The organism is Acinetobacter sp. RUH 2624, assembly GCF_000162375.2.
Lineage (GTDB): Bacteria > Pseudomonadota > Gammaproteobacteria > Pseudomonadales > Moraxellaceae > Acinetobacter > Acinetobacter nosocomialis.
Genome location: NZ_KI391939.1, coordinates 3,191,010 through 3,210,031 on the forward strand (window position 1 = coordinate 3,191,010; position 19,022 = coordinate 3,210,031).

The window sequence follows — 19,022 nt, forward strand, 5'->3', positions numbered from 1 at the left end:
TCTTGCTGTAATACATTGGTTGTAGACTAAAGTTTGAAACAAAAGTTTATTGACTAAAAAGCAAGCTATAAATAGTCATAAAACTATAGATAAATTGAAGATAAATTATTGTTTTATAAATATTAAATTGAAGTTGATGTAATGCTTTAAATATAAGGTGAAATGTCAGCCCTAACGATAAAAATTGACCTGATGCGTTCTATAAAGTGTCAACAATCACCTTGATTTTTTTCATTCATACCGCTATAAAAGCCATAATTGATTAAAAATTGTCGACAATATGCAAGATTTGACCTTCGCACCAGAGCCACTACAAAGTCAGGGAAGAACACTGACCGAGAATGTATTTAAACAAATACAGACGGCTATTGTTTTGGGTCAAATTCCGGCAGGTAGCAAAATTTCTGAACCTGAGCTGGCACGGACTTATGGCATTAGCCGTGGGCCTTTGCGTGAAGCAATTCATCGCCTTGAAGGTCAACGTTTGGTTGAGCGTACTGCACATGTGGGAGCGCGCGTGGTTTCGCTCTCACTGCAACAGTTCAAAGAGCTTTACCAAATTCGAGCTTCTTTAGAGGGGTTGGCTTGCAAACTTGCTGCACAGCATATTGATAAAAAGCAAATTTTGGCGCTACGTGATGTATTGCGTATGCATGCTGAAGATGAAAACTTTAAAGCAGGTAAAGGATATTACTTGCAAGAAGGGCAGGACGATTTTCACTATTGCATTATCAAAAGTAGTGGCAATAAAACCCTAGAAAAAATGCTATGTGATGAGCTTTATCACCTCATCCGTATGTACCGAATTCAGTTTTCAAACACACCCGATCGACCGAGCAAAGCTTGGGACGAACATATCCGTATTTTAGATGCAATTGCAGAAGGCGATGGTGAACTTGCCGAGCTGCTCATGCATCGACATATCAATGCTTCTTACAAAATTATTGAGCAAACACTGCTACAAGCACAAGGAGAACATAACAATGGCTAAACAATCCGCAGGTCAGCTATTTCGCGATGCAGTAGCCCAAGAAAAGCCATTACAAGTGGTTGGAACCATTAACGCCAATCATGCACTTTTGGCAAAACGTGCAGGTTATAAAGCGATTTACTTATCAGGTGGTGGTGTAGCCGCTGGTTCTTTAGGTTTACCTGATTTGGGAATCAGTAACCTTGATGATGTGTTGACAGACGTACGCCGTATTACCGATGTATGTGATCTTCCATTATTGGTCGATGCGGACACAGGTTTTGGCGCTTCTGCATTTAACATTGCACGTACAACAAAAGCACTCATCAAGTTTGGTGCTGCGGCAATGCACATTGAAGACCAAGTGGGCGCAAAACGTTGTGGTCACCGTCCGAACAAAGCCATTGTGACTCAAGAAGAAATGGTTGACCGTATTAAAGCAGCGGTTGATGCGCGTGGTGATGACAGCTTCGTGATTATGGCACGTACCGATGCATTGGCAGTAGATGGCTTACAAGCTGCAATTGACCGTGCGGGTGCCTACATTGAAGCGGGTGCAGACATGTTGTTCCCTGAAGCAATTACCGAGCTTGATATGTACAAGCAATTTGCTCAGAAGACTGGTGCACCGATTTTGGCAAATATTACCGAGTTTGGTTCTACACCACTGTTTACTACTGAAGAGTTAGCATCTGCCGATGTAAGCCTTGCGCTTTATCCGCTTTCTGCTTTCCGTGCCATGAATAAAGCAGCCGAAACTGTGTATGAAACCTTACGTAAAGAAGGTACACAAAAGAACGTAGTTGATATTATGCAAACGCGTAAAGAGTTATATGAACGCATTAACTACTATGCGTTTGAAGACTACTTAGACAACGCATTTGCTAAAAAGAAATAAGAAGTAAAACACGGTACATATGCCGTGCTTAATAAATAAATTCAGATAGATAGGAAAGGACAATCTTATGAGCTCAAATGAAACAACAACAGGCTTCAAACCAAAAAAATCAGTTGCACTTAGCGGACAAGTTGCAGGCAACACAGCACTGTGTACCGTAGGACGTAGCGGTAACGACTTGCACTATCGTGGCTATGACATTCTTGACCTTGCAGCGGGTAGCGAGTTTGAAGAAGTTGCTCACTTGCTCGTACATGGCAAATTACCAAACAAAGCTGAACTCAAAGCCTATAAAGCAAAATTAAAAGCGCTTCGTGGCTTACCAGCAGCACTTAAAACTGCACTTGAGCAATTACCGCCGTCTGCCCACCCAATGGATGTGATGCGTACAGGTGTATCAGTGCTAGGTTGTTTAACACCAGAACACGAAGACCACAACGAAGCGGGCGCAAAAGACATTGCTGATAAATTAATGGCAAGCCTAGGCTCAATGCTGCTTTATTGGTACCACTTCAGCAATAACGGTCGTCGTATTGAAGTTGAAACAGATGACGAATCAATTGCAGCGCATTTCTTACATTTACTTCATGGCGAAAAACCATCTGAAGAGTGGATTCAAGCAATGCATACATCTCTTATTTTGTATGCTGAGCACGAATTCAACGCATCAACATTTACATCACGTGTGGTTGCAGGTACAGGTTCTGACATGTACTCGGCAATTACAGGCGGTATTGGTGCACTTCGTGGACCTAAACATGGCGGTGCCAACGAAGTTGCATTCGTGATTCAACAACGTTATGACAATCCAGACGAAGCAGAAGCTGATATCCGTAAACGTGTTGAAAATAAAGAAGTCGTGATCGGATTTGGTCACCCTGTATATACAGTTTCTGACCCACGTAACGAAGTAATCAAGAAAGTGGCGCATGACTTAGCAGAAGCACAAGAGAACACCAAAATGTACCTCATCGCTGAGCGTTTAGAAGCAGTGATGAAAGAAGTGAAAAACATGTTCCCGAACCTCGACTGGTTCAGTGCGGTGAGCTATCACTTAATGGGTGTTCCAACTGCAATGTTCACACCATTGTTCGTAATTGCACGTACAGCAGGTTGGTCTGCGCACGTGATTGAACAACGTCAAGACGGCAAAATCATTCGTCCAAGCGCGAACTACACAGGCCCTGAAAACCTCAAATTCAAACCATTGGCGGAGCGTGGTTAATGAACACAAAATACCGTAAGCCGCTGGCAGGTACCCAGCTTGAATATTACGACGTGCGTCAAGCCGTTGAAGATATTCAGCCAGGCGCATACGAAAAACTGCCTTACACCTCTAAAGTACTTGCAGAGCAATTGGTACGCCGTGCCGATGCCGAGAACTTAACTGCTTATTTAACGCAGTTGATTGAACGCCGTCAGGACTTAGACTTTCCTTGGTATCCTGCACGCGTGGTGTGTCATGACATCTTGGGTCAAACTGCATTGGTTGACCTTGCAGGTTTGCGTGATGCGATTGCTGAGAAGGGCGGTGACCCATCTAAAGTCAATCCAGTTGTACCAACACAGCTTATTGTCGACCACTCTTTAGCAGTGGAATACGGTGGTGCTGACCCAGACGCTTTTGCAAAAAACCGTGCTGTTGAAGACCGCCGTAACGAAGACCGTTTCCACTTTATTGAGTGGACTAAAACCGCATTTAAAAATGTCGATGTGATCCCTGCTGGGAACGGCATTATGCACCAGATTAACCTAGAGAAAATGTCTCCGGTCATTCAGGCGCGTGATGGTGTCGCATTCCCAGACACATGTGTCGGTACAGACTCACACACACCACATACCGACGCTTTGGGTGTAATTTCTGTGGGTGTTGGTGGTTTAGAAGCTGAAAACGTAATGTTGGGCCGTGCATCTTGGATGCGTCTACCAGACATTATTGGCGTTGAGTTGGTTGGTCAGCGTCAGGCAGGCATTACTGCAACAGATATCGTACTTGCTTTAACCGAGTTCTTGCGTAAAGAGCGCGTAGTGGGTGCTTACCTTGAGTTCTTTGGTGAAGGTGCTGACAGCATGTCTGTGGGCGACCGTGCAACCATTTCGAACATGACTCCAGAATATGGCGCTACGGCTGCGATGTTCTACATCGACCAAAACACAATCGACTACTTACGCCTAACAGGCCGTGAAGATGCTCAAGTGGCATTGGTTGAACAGTACGCAAAAGAAATCGGCCTTTGGGCATCTGAAATGACCAAAGCAGAGTACCCACGTGTACTACGTTTTGATCTGTCGACAGTAACACGTAACATTGCTGGCCCATCAAACCCACATGCACGTGTTTCAACTGCGGACCTAAAAGAAAAAGGCATTGCAGGTGTTGTTGAAAACCGTTCTGATGGCTTAATGCCAGATGGCGCGATCATTATTGCTGCCATTACTTCATGTACCAACACCTCTAACCCACGTAACACTGTGGCGGCAGGTTTGTTGGCACGTAAGGCAAATGAGCTAGGTTTGGTTCGTAAACCTTGGGTGAAATCATCATTTGCACCGGGTTCAAAAGCGGCTGCACTTTACCTTGAAGAAGCAGGTGTTCTAAAAGACTTAGAAAAGCTTGGTTTTGGTATTGTGGCTTACGCTTGTACAACGTGTAACGGTATGTCTGGTGCATTAGATCCAGTCATTCAACAAGAAATTATTAACCGTGACTTGTACGCAACAGCAGTACTCTCTGGTAATCGTAACTTCGATGGTCGTATCCATCCTTATGCAAAACAAGCATTCTTGGCATCTCCACCGCTTGTTGTGGCGTATGCAATTGCAGGTACGATTCGTTTTGACATCGAAAAAGATGCGTTAGGTCATGACAAAGAAGGTAACCCGATTTACCTCAAAGACATTTGGCCATCTGACGCTGAAATTGATGCCTTAGTTAAAGAAGCCGTGAAGCCTGAACAGTTCCGTAAAGTCTACATTCCGATGTTTGATTTAGGCGAAGTTGAGCAAGCGAAGAGCCCACTTTACGACTGGCGTCCACAAAGTACTTACATCCGCCGTCCACCATACTGGGAAGGGGCGTTGGCTGCACCACGTACTTTGGCGAACATGCGTCCGCTTGCGATTTTGGGTGACAACATCACCACCGACCACTTGTCGCCTTCAAACGCGATTTTGATGGACTCGGCTGCGGGTGAATACCTTCATAAAATGGGCGTACCAGAAGAAGATTTCAACTCATACGCAACCCACCGTGGTGACCACTTGACTGCACAACGTGCAACATTTGCCAACCCAAAACTGTATAACGAGATGGTGGTTCGTTCAGACGGTACCATTAAGCAAGGTTCAAAAGCGCGTGTAGAGCCAGAAGGCGAAGTCATGCGTATGTGGGAAGCAATTGAAACCTACATGAACCGTAAGCAACCGTTAATTATTATTGCGGGTGCTGACTATGGTCAGGGTTCAAGCCGTGACTGGGCTGCAAAAGGTGTACGCCTTGCAGGTGTTGAAGCGATTGTGGCAGAAGGTTTTGAGCGTATTCACCGTACTAACTTGGTGGGTATGGGCGTGTTACCACTTGAGTTTAAACCTGGCGTAAACCGCAAGACTTTAAAACTAGATGGTACAGAGCTTTATAGCGTGATTGGTAATATTGCGCCGCGTTCGACTTTAACTTTAGTGATTGAACGTGCCACAGCAGATGGTAAAGAAGAGATTCTTGAAGTGCCTGTGACTTGCCGTTTAGATACAGAAGAAGAAGTTTCTGTATATGAAGCAGGCGGTGTATTACAGCGTTTTGCGCAAGACTTTTTAGAAGGCCAAGTGGCTTGATACTTTAGTTAAACATTATTGATATTGTTCAAAAAAATCCCTATCTTGATGATGGGGTTTTTTTAATTTTGGGGGGAATAAAAGTGAGAATATTATTTTGCAATATTGGCTGGATGAGAAAATATAATGGAATGGATGGAGATATTTTAGAAAGAGGAGGGTCATATAATGATAACGAAATTGGTCACGAAGTATGTAATTTCACGAATATGGATGGCTCTGTTTTTGGATATGTGCAGTCTCCGGGAAAGATTAATATAACAAAGTTAGGAGCTAACAAGGATGATCTATATATTGATGGCGTAACGGTTGTCTGGACAGCAAGTTCTAAGAGCAATGGAACAGTTATTATTGGGTGGTATAAGAATGCTACTGTATACAAAGAGGAAATTTACTTTGAATTTGCTTCGGAATTACATAAGCAGAATGGTGTTAAATCCTATCGAATAAAAGCTGATTTTGAAGATGCTTATTTGCTACCTATTGATGAAAGAGAGTTTGGAATTCCTCGTGCAAAAAAAGGTGGTATAGGGCAAAGTAATGTTTGGTATGCAAAGTTAGAAGAAACAAAACCTTTAGTTGAAAAAGTAAAAAAGTATATTGAAAAATACTGTCTAGTTAATGATTTACCTGATATTGATGACTTAGGAGTCACTGAGGGAAGTCTTAAAATCAGAAGGCACTTAGTTCGAGAAAGAAATTTAAGTATCATTAAACAAAAAAAGCAGAAAATATTATCTGATTTTGGAAAATTAGAATGCGAAGTTTGTCATTTTGACTTTGAAAAGAACTATGGAGAAATTGGTAAAGAATTTTGTGAGGTTCATCATCTGATTCCATTAAACCAGTCAGACAGTATAGTTAAAACCAAATTAGAGGATTTGGCTATAGTCTGTTCAAACTGCCATAGAATGCTACATAAAGGTCAACCATTATTAGAAATTCATGAGCTTAAAATGCTTCTAAATAAAGTGAATTAAATGTGAGTGACAAGTAAGAGCCTTAGTGTAGATATCCCATAAAAAAAGCCCGACATCCTGTCGGGCTTTTTCGTATTTGGTTGCTAGATATGACTCCTGTCGTATCTCACGATCCTGATGCATGAACCTATTATTGTTGTTTTGTGTTCCGGAACATCCTGTTCCTGTATGAGTTCATATTAGAAAAAAAGTAGGGGACAGCCAATCCGCTAAATCCCTAAATCTGTGTAAGATAAATCGTACAAATAACATTTTTTGCATTTATGCCATCATCATCGGGCGAAATGGACAATTGACAATCACTCTAACTGGGTTATATTCCTGTTTAATATATATACGATTATAGGAATGTAATCATGGTAACAGCTGGCGAAAAACCCGGAACAGGCTTCTATTTCTGTGCTCAGTGCGGACACAGAGTGTTTTTAGAAATTAACACAGACCCTTTACCACCTTGTACAAAATGCTACTGCACGCAATTTAAACGTTAAGAATGAAATAATATTTGCGTTCGCATTTAACAAAAAGCCCTGTCACCCGATAGGGCTTTTTGTTAATTTAAAAATAAGACTTACATAACAAGACCCGTGATGGGCATGAAAAGGAAACCGTTATGGAAACAATCTTGGGTTTATGTATTGGTGTGGGCCTGAGCGCGGCCTGCGGTTTTCGGGTGTTTGTGCCGCTACTGGTTATGAGCATTGCCACCATGATGGGCTGGTTTGAGCCATCGAAAGGCTTTGAGTGGTTAGCTCTGCCATCGGTGTGTTTGGCTTTAGGTGTGGCAACGGTGTGTGAAATTGCAGCTTACTATATACCGTGGGTCGATAATGCCTTAGACACAGTCGCAACCCCTGCGGCGATGATTGCGGGTACATTAGCGACGATGGCGGTTAGCAGTGGAGAAATGTCTCAGTTTGCCAGTTGGGCAGCAGCGATTATTGTTGGCGGTGGCACGGCTGGTGTGGTGCAAATGAGTACCGTTGCTGCACGTGGTGTTTCAACGGCAACCACAGGTGGTTTAGGGAACTTTGTATTCGCAACAGGGGAGTGGATTGGAGCAATCTTACTTTCAGTTTCAGCTATGTTAGTGCCTGCGCTTGTGGCAATAGTGGTGCTGATTGCGGTTATTTGGGTGGTACGTTGGATTCGCCATAAAAAGCAAGAACAGGCGCATACCCCGCTATAGGTGAGTATAAATATCAGTTTTAAATGACCATAAAAAAAGCCCGACATCCTGTCGGGCTTTCTTGTATTTGGTGATTAGATATGACTCCTGTCGTATCTCACGCTCCTGGTGCTTGAACGTATTATTGTTGTTTTATGTTCCGGAACATCCTGTTCCTGTATGACTTCATATTAGGAAAAAAGAAGGGAGTCGCCAATCCGCAAAATCCTTAAAAGCTTGTAGGATAAAACGTACAAGATTGCCTTTTAATTTATCATTATGTTCTCATAGCGTTGTTTTAAATTGAGATATATCCATGCTGAGTGGTTGTGAAAAATGTGATGAATGCGGAAGCCAGTATTTAAAAACTAAATCTAGCATGGCCTCGTTGTGTCCTGAATGTGCTTCTATAATTTATGGATATGCGAATTGTGAGCATGTTTTTAAAGAGGGGCGTTGTATACATTGTTACTGGGATGGCAGCACAACCACTTATATTGAAGACTTAAAGAAAAACTCATAAATATTCAGATATAAAAAAGCCCAACATCCTGTTGGGCTTTTTCGTATTTGGGTACTAGATATGACTCCTGTCGTATCTCACGATCCTGATGCATGAACCTATTATTGTTGTTTTATGTTCCGGAACATCCTGTTCCTGTATGAGTTCATAATAGGAAAAAGGCAGGGAGTCGCCAATCCGCAAAATCCCTAAAAGTTTGTAGGATAAAACGTACAAGAGCGTCGTTTATTTATCTTATTTTGAATTCAACTCTGGCCTCTGTGCCACAACAGACTTTAATTTTTTGCACTGATTTAAAGTACAACACCATTGCGACACAGAGTTAAAGAGCTAAGCCAACGCTTAGCCCAGACTACTTTTGTCACACCGCTGCATGGTGCTTAAAAAAGTAGGGGCAAAGTCCCGTGGGAGAACAGGACTTTGCAAACTGACATGTTCTAGGCGCTGCATCATTTTCGGGGAATAAGCTTTTTCAAGTTGCTGGTAAATACAGTCACAACTGGCCTCGCTATGCCCACCTGACAGGCAAATTTTTTCAAACTCCTGTTGGGCATGAAGGCTACAACCTGCCACACCTAAGCTACCGACTATGAAACTTAAAGCCAAAAAGGGTTTATAAATTTTCATATTATTCTCATGATTATTTATGCGTATAACTAAAATAAAAATATAATTGCTTGGGAAATTAAAATAATTTTTTAAATAAAAGTTAATCCTCCTATAAATACAGGAAAATAAAATAATTAAAATTTTAAAATAAAATTAGTTTATAAATTTAAAAAAATAAGGCGTAAAAACCTAAATTTTAAATCAATAAAATAGTTAAATAAGAGAGAAAATGAGTTTGAAAAGTGGCATGGTCAACTCCTTAAAAAATGGAGTCCTACCACCAAATTACCGTCAATTAATTAGGGTGGTAGAACGAATAGGGGTTGACAGACTGGACTCGTAGAACCAGCACGCGCGGGGCGTCCCCCATCCGTCCTACCGCAAAGAAAAGGGGACGCAAGGGTCTAACGACTTATAGTAGAACTATAATCCGCCACGAGTTACGGTCTGTCAAAACCGTCTGGCAATGTAGGCCAGCAACGAAATAATAATCGGTGATTTTAAATACGTCAATTTAATATTTAAAATATTTTTGATTTAATAATAAAACTAAATAGATTTTAAAATAAAAATATTATTATTAACTTTTTATTTATATTTGATGAGAAAAAATAATAAATATAGAAATATTTTGCCAGTTCCAAAAAAGAACTTGATTGTTAAGATCTATTTTTGTCGTTTTTATAGAGATAAGAATGGAACGAGTTGTCATCACAGGAATGGGAATTAATTCCTGTATTGGAAATACATTAGAGACAGTAACCGAGTCCTTAAAAGCAGGCCGCTCAGGCATTCGCTATAACGATGTCTATGCAAAACTAAACTTTCGAAGTCATGTGAGCGCCACTGCCGAAATGGATTTTGAAAACATCGATTCAGAATTAAAAAAACACATGGGCGTTTGCGCGATGTATGCCTATAACTCGGCACTCGATGCGCTACAACACGCCAAGCTTGAGGTAAATGACATTGCCAACAACTCAAAATATGGCGTGATTGGGGGAACAGGCGGCACCTCAACAGCGTCTATCATCGACATGTTGCATACCCTAAAAGAAAAAGGCGCAAGCGAAGTATCGCCCGATTTAGCGCCACGCTACCTAACAAATACCATTAGCGCTAACTTATCACGCGCTTTCAACCTCAAAGGCGTATCTCAATCGGTTGCGAGTGCCTGCGCAACTTCAGCCGACGCAATTGGTTATGCATATCACCTTATTGCCGCTGGTAAACAAGACCTCATGCTGGCGGGTGGCGGCGAAGAAGACCATTGGTCCCAAACGGCAATATTCGATGCGATGGGCGCCTTATGCTCTAAATATAACGATGCACCAGAAACCGCTTCACGCCCATATTCTATCGATAACGATGGTTTTGTGATCGCTGGCGGCGGTGGCATGGTGGTTTTGGAGTCTTTAAGCCACGCCCAAAAACGCGGAGCAAAAATTTTGGCAGAAGTGGTTGGGTACGCTGCCAATAGTGACGGTGTCGATATGGTTGCCCCAAGTGGTGAAGGTGCGACACGTTGCATTAAACTGGCACTCGCAGAAGCCAAGCAAAACGGCTCTCAAACCATCGACTATATCAACACGCATGGCACTTCAACGCCAGCAGGCGACATTCCCGAACTATTGGCCATAGAGCGAGCTTTTGGTGGCGAAAAAGTCCCGCCACTGAGTTCGACCAAGTCGATGACTGGGCATAGTTTGGGGGCCGCAGGGGTACACGAAGCTATTTATTCTATTTTAATGCTGCAAAATAACTTTATTGCGCCGAGTATTAATATTACCGAACTGCGCGAAGAAGCGAAAAAGTTCGATATTGTCCAAACAAGCCGAGAAACCGAACTCAAAACAGTCATGAGTAATAGCTTTGGTTTTGGTGGGGTAAATACGTGTCTAGTTTTTAGAAAATGGGAAGGGTAGTTTAAATATGAAATATATATGGGCGTGAGAAAAAGAATAAAATAGGTCATATATATGGTTTTATAAGAGGTGGGAATTAATTAGTTGATGAATGACATTCACCCAAAAAGAAAAATATAGATAAGAGCTTTACTTTAAAATTTATAAAAACATGCAATTTATTGGTTTTTATAAATATTTTTTAGCTTAAATACGTTTCCACTAAGTTGTGCTGGGAATTAATTATCTCTTGCTTAGCTATATCATTTAAGTATCTATAAATAATTTAAAATGCATTAAAATGATCGAAGTTTACTTTTGACATACCTATTGAATAAAAAATTAACGTAAAAATGCATATTTTGACTAGTTACATTTTGAAAATGAGTATAGATAGACAGATTAGTCTTTTTTTAATTAAAATAGGGCTTAAATATAAGTTTGATTGATAATAAAAATGCAGATGAGTGTGTCGAGTATATTGGAACGTTTAGGCCTTGTTTCACAAAATCGTGCTGTACATATCCAATTCTCAAATCAGTCTTTAAATCAGCAAGTCTTCTTACAACGTATTGAGGGCGAACATACGCTTAATCAGGGTAGCGTTGCTGAATTATTGTGTCTGTCTACAAATGCGCATATTGCATTAAAACAATTTATTGGCTGTCAGGTTGCCATTGATCAGGTCACTGACATGGGCCAATTTTTTAGAACGACAGGTATTATTACCGAAGCCAGCCAAGGCCAAAGTGACGGCTCACTCACTATTTATAATTTAACTTTAAAAGACCCAACTGCACTCTGGCATAAACGCCGCAATAGCCGCGTGTTTATGAATAAAAGCGTGCGCGATATTAGCGAAATTTTGTTTAAAGAATGGCAAGGTAAAAGTCCGCTGTTTGCCTCAAGTTTAACGCTCGACACATCTGGCTTAACTAAGGACTACGATGTGCGTCCATTTGTGATGCAGTCAAACGAAAGCGATTATGACTTTTTAACCCGTTTGTGGCGTAGTGAAGGTATTAATTGGCTGGTCGATGAGTCACAGCTTTTAGTCGCGGACCCGAATGCTTCTATTCAGCCACAAGTGCTACGTTTAATTGATGAAAATCAAAATTATAAAGCCCTTGATCGCCGCAGCCTCCGCTACCAACGCAGCAGTGCCACAGAACAGTTTGATACCATTACCCAAGTCAAAGCTGAGCGTCGTTTACAACCAACCTCGGTTCATATCCAACGCTGGCAAGCTGATGCCCTTCAACAAGAAGAAGGCAGTGGCAGCGTACAAGGCACACAAAAGCACAGCGAACACTATGACAATGCTAGCCTGAACCTTGAAGATGCATGGCATGTTAGTCCTGCGTGGATGCAAGACTTAAAAGGCGAAGACCAAGCCACTGCTTCAGGCAATAGCCAGATTGAACAGCTTAACCAACACATTAATGCTTACCATCACCTGAGTTCTAAACAGTTTACCGTTGCAGGTAACATCCGTGATGCGCAGGTGGGTTACTGGTTTGAACTCAATGATCACCCAGAACTCGACCAGCATGACAGTGCTGATAAAGAGTTTTTAATCTTAAGCAAGCACTACTACAACCAGAATAATTTACCGAAAGAATTACAACAGCAACTTGAACGCCTATTACCACAAGACAAACTCAAGGCAACTGAACTCGACACGCAAAATCCTGAGCAGCGCCACTTTGCTGAACTCAATGTCGTTCGACGCAACGTTAAAGCTGTACCTGAATATAACCCGCTAGAACACCGACCGGTAGCTTACCCGCAGCGCGCTAAAGTTGTGGGGCTAGAAGGTGAAAGCATTCATGTTGACCAGTGGGGGCGTATTAAAGTCCGATTCCTGTTTACCCGAGCTGATGACCATAGCCATGACGGTGGAGCAGGCAGTAACGACAATGACACCGACTCAGCTTGGGTGGATGTATTGACCCCATGGGCAGGTGCAGGTTATGGAGCACGCTTCTTGCCTCGCGTGGGCGAGATCGTGGTGATTGACTTCTTTGATGGCAACATTGACCGACCATTTGTGGTGGGACGTATTCACGAAGCGGAACGCCACCCAACCCAGTTCGACCAGAAAGGCCAATTACCTGATACCAAAAAGCTCAGTGGTATTCGCTCTGAAGAAGTCGATGGCAAAGGCTTTAACCAACTCCGTTTTGATGACACTACAGGCCAAATCAGTGCCCAGTTACAAAGCAGCCATGCAGCTAGCCAATTAAACCTCGGTAACTTAAGCCATCCAAAAGACAAAGCCGAAAGTGACGGTCGTGGTGAAGGCTTTGAACTCAGAACTGACCAGTGGGGTGCGGTTCGAGCAGGCAGTGGCTTACTTATTAGTACCCATAAACAAGACCAAGCCCAAGGTGTACACCTAGACGCAGCTGAGGCCAAACAACAAATTGAAGGTGGGCTTAGCAATGCTAAGGCCCTCAGTGAGGTTGCTAAAAATCAGCAAACTGACCCCTTAGAACATTTAGAAAACCTAAAGTCGTTTATTGAAAAACTTGAACAGCAAGACAACGCAAAAGCTAAAACCTTCAAAGATGCGATCATGCTGCTAGCAAGCCCAAATAGTATGGCGGTCGCGAGTAATGAAGACATTCACTTAAGTGCAGATGGGCAGCTCAACCAAACTGCGGGCGACAGCATTAACCTATCTACTCAAAAGAACCTGATTGCACATGCCCAAAATAAAATTAGCCTTTTTGCAGCGCAAGAAGGGGCAAGACTCTATGCAGGCAAAGGTAAAGTCGAGATACAGGCGCAAGGTGATGGAGCAGATTTAATTGCCCGTAAAGCTGTTCAGGTGATTTCGACTGAAGACAAAATCGAAGCGACCGCATCCAAGGAAATTGTGCTCACCGCAGGCGGCTCTCAAGTCAGAATTACCGGTTCGGGTATTTTTATGACCACGGGTGGCAAGTTTGAGGTGAAGGCTGGGCAGCATAAGTTTATGGGGGGCGGGAGTGTAAATAGTTCATTACCGTATTTACCTGAACAAGGAAAACAAAAATATGGTGTATGGTTCGATGTAATGGATAAACAAGGAAATAAACTGAAACCAGGCACGGGATATATTATTTTTGATGAAAATGATAAAGAAATTGAACGCGGTAAGTTAGATAGAACAGGCTTGGTTAAGTTGGAAACTGAAGAGCCGAATAAGCAATATAAAATACATGTGGAAATTTAAACATGAATGATGCTGCTATAGCTTTAGAGAGCTTTGCAAAACAAACGTGTGGGCGTGCATGTGTCATGCCTCCTATACAACCTGTTGTATTAGATGTATATAAGCAAAGTTTTACTGCATTTGTTGGCGGCGCTGCTGATAAATATCAATTTCTGGGACGCCCTTTAGATATAGATTTCCCAGATGATATTGGAGCTGGCCCTACGGGCATCATGAAATCATGTATGAGAAAATTTAAAGAGGCATCTAGCTCACAAATAACTAAAGCTAAATTTGAATATTATGGTTATGAAGAGGCTTATAGTACTGATAGTGTTGTTAAGCGATATAGAGGAAAACTTTTATTAAATTTACTTACAGATATAAAGAATATTTTAAAAGAAGAACCAAATACACAAATCAATTTAGTTGGTCATAGTTTAGGGGGGTGGAATGTTGCAGGATTATCAGAAGAATTATCTAAAGCAAAAATATGCACAGTTCATACTCTTATAACAATAGATCCTGTAGGGATTAGACTTAGCAAAAGTGGCGTTGGAAATGATCGTGCTCGTATTTATTATTTAGAGCCAGACCCAGTTGCGAAAAAATGGATTAATATCTTTTCTCAACCTTTAAAGAACTATAGGGATGATTATATAGCAATCTTAGGTGGCCGATGGAACGATGATGATACGGCAAAAGCTAATTTTAATAGTGTTTCTACCTATCATCATGGAGAAGCATCTGAAATGTTTTTTGAAAAAAAGTTTTTAGAAAATAAAATGTCAGCTTCAGATCTTTTAGTTTCTGAGTTAAAAAAGGTTATAAAATGAGAAAAAAATTATTTTTATTGAGTTCCTTGTTTTTAATAGGTTGTAGTGAGAGTTTTTCAAACTTCACAATAGATAATGTAGTTAAAAGTAATGAAAAGTTAAATTTTTCTATTAATTTTAAGAACAATGAAGTTCTGGATAAAGTAAAAGAATCATCATCAAAAAAAATAGTTTGCAAAAATACTGCTAATAACAACCAAATGTTGGATGCTTATATAGATAAGATTGAAAATAACAAAATTGATGTATCTGTAGAATTCTGCTCAAATAATGATAATAGAAGCTGTGAACCTGTAGATATCAGTTCAGTTAAAAAAATTAATTTAGAATGCCAAGCCATTTTCTCTGCAATGATTGGTAATGTCTCTAAATCAGAAAAATTTCCAATTGTATGGGAAGAAAAATAATTTGTTTAAAAATCTGAAGCTTAAATTAGTAACTTTGGGTGTGCCATTGTTACTTATGACAGGGTGTGGTCACGAATATACAATTGAGCCTGAAAGGCTTCCAGTAGCCTATGTAGGTAAGGCATATAATCAGCAATTAAACATATCAGGTGGTAGAGTGATACCATATTCTTTTGAAGTTGAAACCAATTTCCCTAGTGATATGAATATCTCTATTAGCCCAATAGATGAAAATGAAGCGGATGCTTATAACAATTTAAAAATTTCTGGAGTTCCAAAATATAAGGGAACTTTTACGATTCATATATATGCGGGTTTTTATGCTAGTGGTGATGGGAATTTAGATAAGACCTATGAATTTGTAGTTAAAGAATAAAAGATATTTTTAATAAGAAGTGGATATGAAAAAGAATTTATTAATTACCGTGCTAATTTTACTTTTCATCATACAGTCTTTATTAAATTATTATTTCTTGAACCGTACAAAGACACCAGAAATTCATGTTCTAGAGAAACCTCTACGAATAGCATCAAATTTCGATAACTATTCATCATATACAATCCTTCCTGCAGGCACAGTTCTATATGATGATAGTGACTCTCTAAATAGAAGAGTTATGGTCTATTTCAACTTACAAGGTGTAGATTTTAAGTTTGAAAAACAAGATCAAAATATCTTGAAACAACCTAGCGAAGTCAGTGCTATAAGGTCAGCAGACTTACCAGATTTACTAAAAGAAGTTCCTCTTACTAAAAAAGATATTTATTTAATTATTAAGCATGATGAAGAAATAAAAGATTCTGTACGTTCTATTCTCTTTAAAACATACAAAATTGATCCTTCAGACTATGAGAAATAATTAAAGAATTCGGATGCATACAGACATCAATTTAAAAACGAGAAGAAGCCTAATTGATTACACTTCTTCTCTCATCAGAAATAGTTTAAGCAGCTTGAATGGCTTCTCCACAAAGAGAAACGGTTTCTTGTTTATGCTGGTGTAAGTACCAGAACTGATCTGCAACTGTTTCTGGATGTACCGCGTAGGTTTTATCCTTCGCTTCAGGGGTTCCATCTACGAAACCGTTTACAATCACTTGGCTCACATAAACATTTGAGTCAGCAAGACTATGAGCAAGTAAGTTGGTGGCTTTATATTGAGCGGCAGCAGTAGTTGCTAACGATGAATATTCTTTGGCAACTAAGTCAATGCCCACTGCATCGAAAGCAAAAATTCCGTTTGTCGATAAAATGCTACCGTGGTTCTTCTCTAAATCACCTAAGCAAGCTTGTACCGTCGCAATATAGCTCGAAACACGAATATGAAAGCTTTTGGTAAGCTCTAGTGGAGGGGTTTTTAAGATATTGCCTTCAATATCATGGAAAGCATTCCAATGAATATTTTTAATCTCTCCTAATTGATCTTTAATGCGTTTAATTAGGTTTGGTATATCTTCAAGAACCGCTAAATCACATGTAAAAGCATAAGCTTCAATACCTTGTGCCTTAAGTTCTAAGATGGCTTTTTCAAGTTTTTCAGCATTACGCGCCACTAAACCGATTTTATACCCTGCTTTACCAAACTTATGTGCCACGGCTTTGGAAATACCTGTTCCATAACCAAAAATTATAATATTGTTGTTCATTATAAAGTTCCAAAAAACCAATTATTTGGTTAGAAATAATTTATAATATGTTTTTATAATGTATTCAAGCGAAAAAATTAAATCTAAAAATAATGCAGAAAGAACAAGACAAAAATATGAAAAACATTAATTAAGTCAGTTGGTTTTGAATGGTCTGGATGGGATACTTATTTAGAGAATGAAAAATTTATCTTTTTTCATTATAGCTAAAAGTAAGGTTAAGAATATTGTGAGTGTAGGTGTTTGTAGATGAGGATTATTTTCTTATATTTTTTATTAGTTTTTCCTAGTCTTTCTTTTGCTAATACTGTGAATGAGTTTTTTTCAAAGTTTCAAGCAAGGAATAATTATTATATTTATAAAGATAAACCAGAGAAATGGATCTATGACTGTACTGTGAAGGCGAATTGGGGGAAAAATTCAACTAACATCAATTCTGTAAGTTTTGATCAAAAGAATCAGTCAATTAAATTCTCATTTGATACTCCTGATCATCCATTTTATAAAGTAACTAAAATATTGAAAATTAAACCTAATGAGTATGAAGTGTATTTCCAAGATAAGAATATGGGAGTTAATTTTAACTTTGAGGTTATTTTAAAAAGTAATGGTATTTCAGAGTGGATTTTTCATACTCCTAATGAAGATACAGAAACCTTCATCGATAGAAGCTTTACCTTAGTGAGTTTCAATGAATCTCCAAAGTTTAATATAACGAATAAGTGTAAATAGCCAGAATGAAAAGTAGAGTTCTCTTGTGGCCTAAACACAAGAGATTCTACATAGACAAACCATACTTTACTGGCGTTAGATTCTTTTTATAAGACTGGTGCCTAATTGCTCAAAACAGTTAATGTTTTGGTAAAATAAACCGAAAAACACAACTAAAGTGGAATTTAAATATAACTAATTATAGGTAAATGGGAATAAATTCTTTTAAATTTGTCTAATGACGTAAAAATTCCCAAAAATATTAAAAATTAGCTTTTCTTAGAAAAACAATCCCGCAGGGTGCTGGCTAAACTATATCTCAAGGGTGTGATAGGGATCGAAAAGAGTAGCATGCACCAAAACGTATAACGTTAGTGTGTACTCACCCAAAAGGTCTCGATTCGGCTTAGGACGCTATAGATCAAAAGTTTATAGGCACAAGGTTATAACTTACAAAGTTATGATTGTTGAAGTAAACCATAGATGTTTTCCCTTGACACCCTAAAAAATTCTCTATAATAAAAACGATACTTTACAAGAATATAATTTAATGAATAAGCCTTATCTTTCTGCTTTACCTACCGACAGTCAAATCTCATCTCAATTGAACAATGCTTACTTCCACGACTCGTGGAGTATTGTGCTGGGTCAACCCGACCTAAATGTATTTGGGCAACTTATTAAACTGTTCCATCACACTCCAGAGTGGGTAGAGTGGAGCATGAATATGCGTAATAAAATTACTTCTAAAATTGGGCTTAAAGATTTAGGAAGTTTTAAACAGATTGATTCGAATAAAAAAGAAAATGAGTATGTCGCAGGCGACCGAATTGGAATTTTTACCTTATGGCAACGTACCGAAAATGAGTTAGTGATTGGAGATGATGACAAGCATTTAAATGTGACTTTATCTATTTATAAGAATGAAAAGACTCAAGTACTGACGGTAACCACAGTGGTGCATGTTAAAAATTGGCTTGGAAGACTCTACATGGTTCCGGTGATTCCTGCACATCGAAAAATAGTGCCAGCAACTTTACAAATATTGGGTTAAAGCATTATTTTTATTTACGATGTTGTCGTCTTAAATCATTTATATAATATCCTTATTATTATAATTGCGAGCTGAATAAGATGGAGAATAAAAACCAGTGTCGCCAATGCGCCGTATGCGGAAAGAATTTTCCGTTAAAAGATCTGGTTTCGGGTGAAGTCATTCGAAATGTGATTAGCGATGAAATTATCCAAGATCATCCAGATTGGTGATCCTAGACAGTATCGTGGACAACAAATCCCTCTAAATTCTTAAAATATTTCTTCTCAAAGGCTTCAGGGCTTA

17 protein-coding genes and 1 pseudogene are annotated in these 19,022 nt (G+C 39.7%); 16 read left to right on the forward strand and 2 right to left on the reverse strand.

Annotated elements, in window-relative coordinates; genetic code table 11:
* The first annotated feature begins 280 nt into the window (after nt 1-280).
* The 7 genes from HMPREF0014_RS21610 (at nt 281) to HMPREF0014_RS21635 (ending at nt 7,868) form a co-directional block, all read left to right on the forward strand.
* Nucleotides 281-991: a GntR family transcriptional regulator gene (locus HMPREF0014_RS21610; protein WP_001153627.1), complete on the forward strand. Its 711-nt coding sequence runs from the start codon at nt 281-283 to the stop codon at nt 989-991.
* Entirely contained in the window at nt 984-1,868 is an 885-nt protein-coding gene (gene prpB / locus HMPREF0014_RS21615) for a methylisocitrate lyase (RefSeq protein ID WP_004706036.1), read from the forward strand. The genes HMPREF0014_RS21610 and prpB overlap by 8 nt, the downstream gene beginning before the upstream one ends.
* A 67-nt stretch (nt 1,869-1,935) precedes the next feature.
* A complete protein-coding gene (prpC, locus tag HMPREF0014_RS21620; protein WP_006581643.1) occupies nt 1,936-3,093 on the forward strand; it encodes a 2-methylcitrate synthase in 1,158 nt (385 codons plus the stop codon).
* Nucleotides 3,093-5,699, forward strand: a complete 2,607-nt coding sequence (gene acnD / locus HMPREF0014_RS21625; protein ID WP_006581642.1) for a Fe/S-dependent 2-methylisocitrate dehydratase AcnD — start codon at nt 3,093-3,095, stop codon at nt 5,697-5,699. The genes prpC and acnD overlap by 1 nt, the downstream gene beginning before the upstream one ends.
* Nucleotides 5,700-5,782: 83 nt before the next feature.
* Nucleotides 5,783-6,679 carry an HNH endonuclease gene (locus tag HMPREF0014_RS21630; RefSeq protein ID WP_006581641.1) on the forward strand — a complete coding sequence of 299 codons (897 nt, stop codon included), beginning with the start codon at nt 5,783-5,785 and terminating at the stop codon, nt 6,677-6,679.
* Between the two features lie 356 nt (nt 6,680-7,035).
* Nucleotides 7,036-7,170 (forward strand): zinc ribbon-containing protein, encoded by a 135-nt coding sequence (locus HMPREF0014_RS26155; protein WP_001983336.1) that lies wholly within the window; start codon nt 7,036-7,038, stop codon nt 7,168-7,170.
* A 122-nt stretch (nt 7,171-7,292) separates the two neighbouring features.
* Nucleotides 7,293-7,868 carry a DUF4126 domain-containing protein gene (locus HMPREF0014_RS21635; protein ID WP_006581640.1) on the forward strand — a complete coding sequence of 192 codons (576 nt, stop codon included), beginning with the start codon at nt 7,293-7,295 and terminating at the stop codon, nt 7,866-7,868.
* Between the two features lie 844 nt (nt 7,869-8,712).
* Here HMPREF0014_RS21635 and HMPREF0014_RS21640 read toward each other — a convergent pair.
* On the reverse strand, nt 8,713-8,997 hold the full coding sequence (locus HMPREF0014_RS21640; RefSeq protein ID WP_000708397.1) for a hypothetical protein: 285 nt from the start codon (nt 8,995-8,997) through the stop codon (nt 8,713-8,715).
* Nucleotides 8,998-9,674: 677 nt separating this feature from the next.
* On the opposite strand from HMPREF0014_RS21640, the gene HMPREF0014_RS21645 reads away from it, so the two are divergent.
* The 6 genes from HMPREF0014_RS21645 (at nt 9,675) to HMPREF0014_RS21670 (ending at nt 16,185) form a co-directional block, all read left to right on the forward strand.
* On the forward strand, nt 9,675-10,904 hold the full coding sequence (locus HMPREF0014_RS21645) for a beta-ketoacyl synthase N-terminal-like domain-containing protein (protein ID WP_006581638.1): 1,230 nt from the start codon (nt 9,675-9,677) through the stop codon (nt 10,902-10,904).
* A gap of 436 nt (nt 10,905-11,340) precedes the next feature.
* A complete protein-coding gene (locus HMPREF0014_RS21650) occupies nt 11,341-14,103 on the forward strand; it encodes a type VI secretion system Vgr family protein (RefSeq protein WP_020992347.1) in 2,763 nt (920 codons plus the stop codon).
* A gap of 2 nt (nt 14,104-14,105) precedes the next feature.
* Nucleotides 14,106-14,918 carry a hypothetical protein gene (locus HMPREF0014_RS21655; RefSeq protein WP_000995943.1) on the forward strand — a complete coding sequence of 271 codons (813 nt, stop codon included), beginning with the start codon at nt 14,106-14,108 and terminating at the stop codon, nt 14,916-14,918.
* Nucleotides 14,915-15,325 carry a hypothetical protein gene (locus HMPREF0014_RS21660; protein ID WP_006581635.1) on the forward strand — a complete coding sequence of 137 codons (411 nt, stop codon included), beginning with the start codon at nt 14,915-14,917 and terminating at the stop codon, nt 15,323-15,325. Before HMPREF0014_RS21655 ends, HMPREF0014_RS21660 begins: the two co-directional genes overlap by 4 nt.
* Nucleotides 15,279-15,701: a hypothetical protein gene (locus HMPREF0014_RS21665; RefSeq protein WP_020992348.1), complete on the forward strand. Its 423-nt coding sequence runs from the start codon at nt 15,279-15,281 to the stop codon at nt 15,699-15,701. Before HMPREF0014_RS21660 ends, HMPREF0014_RS21665 begins: the two co-directional genes overlap by 47 nt.
* A gap of 25 nt (nt 15,702-15,726) precedes the next feature.
* Nucleotides 15,727-16,185: a hypothetical protein gene (locus HMPREF0014_RS21670; protein ID WP_020992349.1), complete on the forward strand. Its 459-nt coding sequence runs from the start codon at nt 15,727-15,729 to the stop codon at nt 16,183-16,185.
* A gap of 85 nt (nt 16,186-16,270) precedes the next feature.
* Here HMPREF0014_RS21670 and HMPREF0014_RS21675 read toward each other — a convergent pair whose 3' ends face one another.
* Nucleotides 16,271-16,972, reverse strand: coding sequence for an SDR family NAD(P)-dependent oxidoreductase (locus tag HMPREF0014_RS21675; protein ID WP_020992350.1), 702 nt, complete (start codon nt 16,970-16,972; stop codon nt 16,271-16,273).
* Nucleotides 16,973-17,221: 249 nt separating this feature from the next.
* Between HMPREF0014_RS21675 and HMPREF0014_RS21680 the strand changes: the two genes are divergently transcribed.
* The 3 genes and pseudogenes from HMPREF0014_RS21680 to HMPREF0014_RS25995 all read left to right on the forward strand — a co-directional run.
* Complete coding sequence (locus HMPREF0014_RS21680; RefSeq protein WP_006581631.1) at nt 17,222-17,704, forward strand: hypothetical protein; 483 nt, start codon at nt 17,222-17,224, stop codon at nt 17,702-17,704.
* A 529-nt stretch (nt 17,705-18,233) separates the two neighbouring features.
* A complete protein-coding gene (locus HMPREF0014_RS21685; RefSeq protein ID WP_006581630.1) occupies nt 18,234-18,737 on the forward strand; it encodes a DUF2867 domain-containing protein in 504 nt (167 codons plus the stop codon).
* Between the two features lie 80 nt (nt 18,738-18,817).
* Nucleotides 18,818-18,946 (forward strand): annotated as a pseudogene (locus HMPREF0014_RS25995) (DUF1003 domain-containing protein); the annotation flags it as partial.
* Between the last annotated feature and the right edge of the window lie 76 nt (nt 18,947-19,022).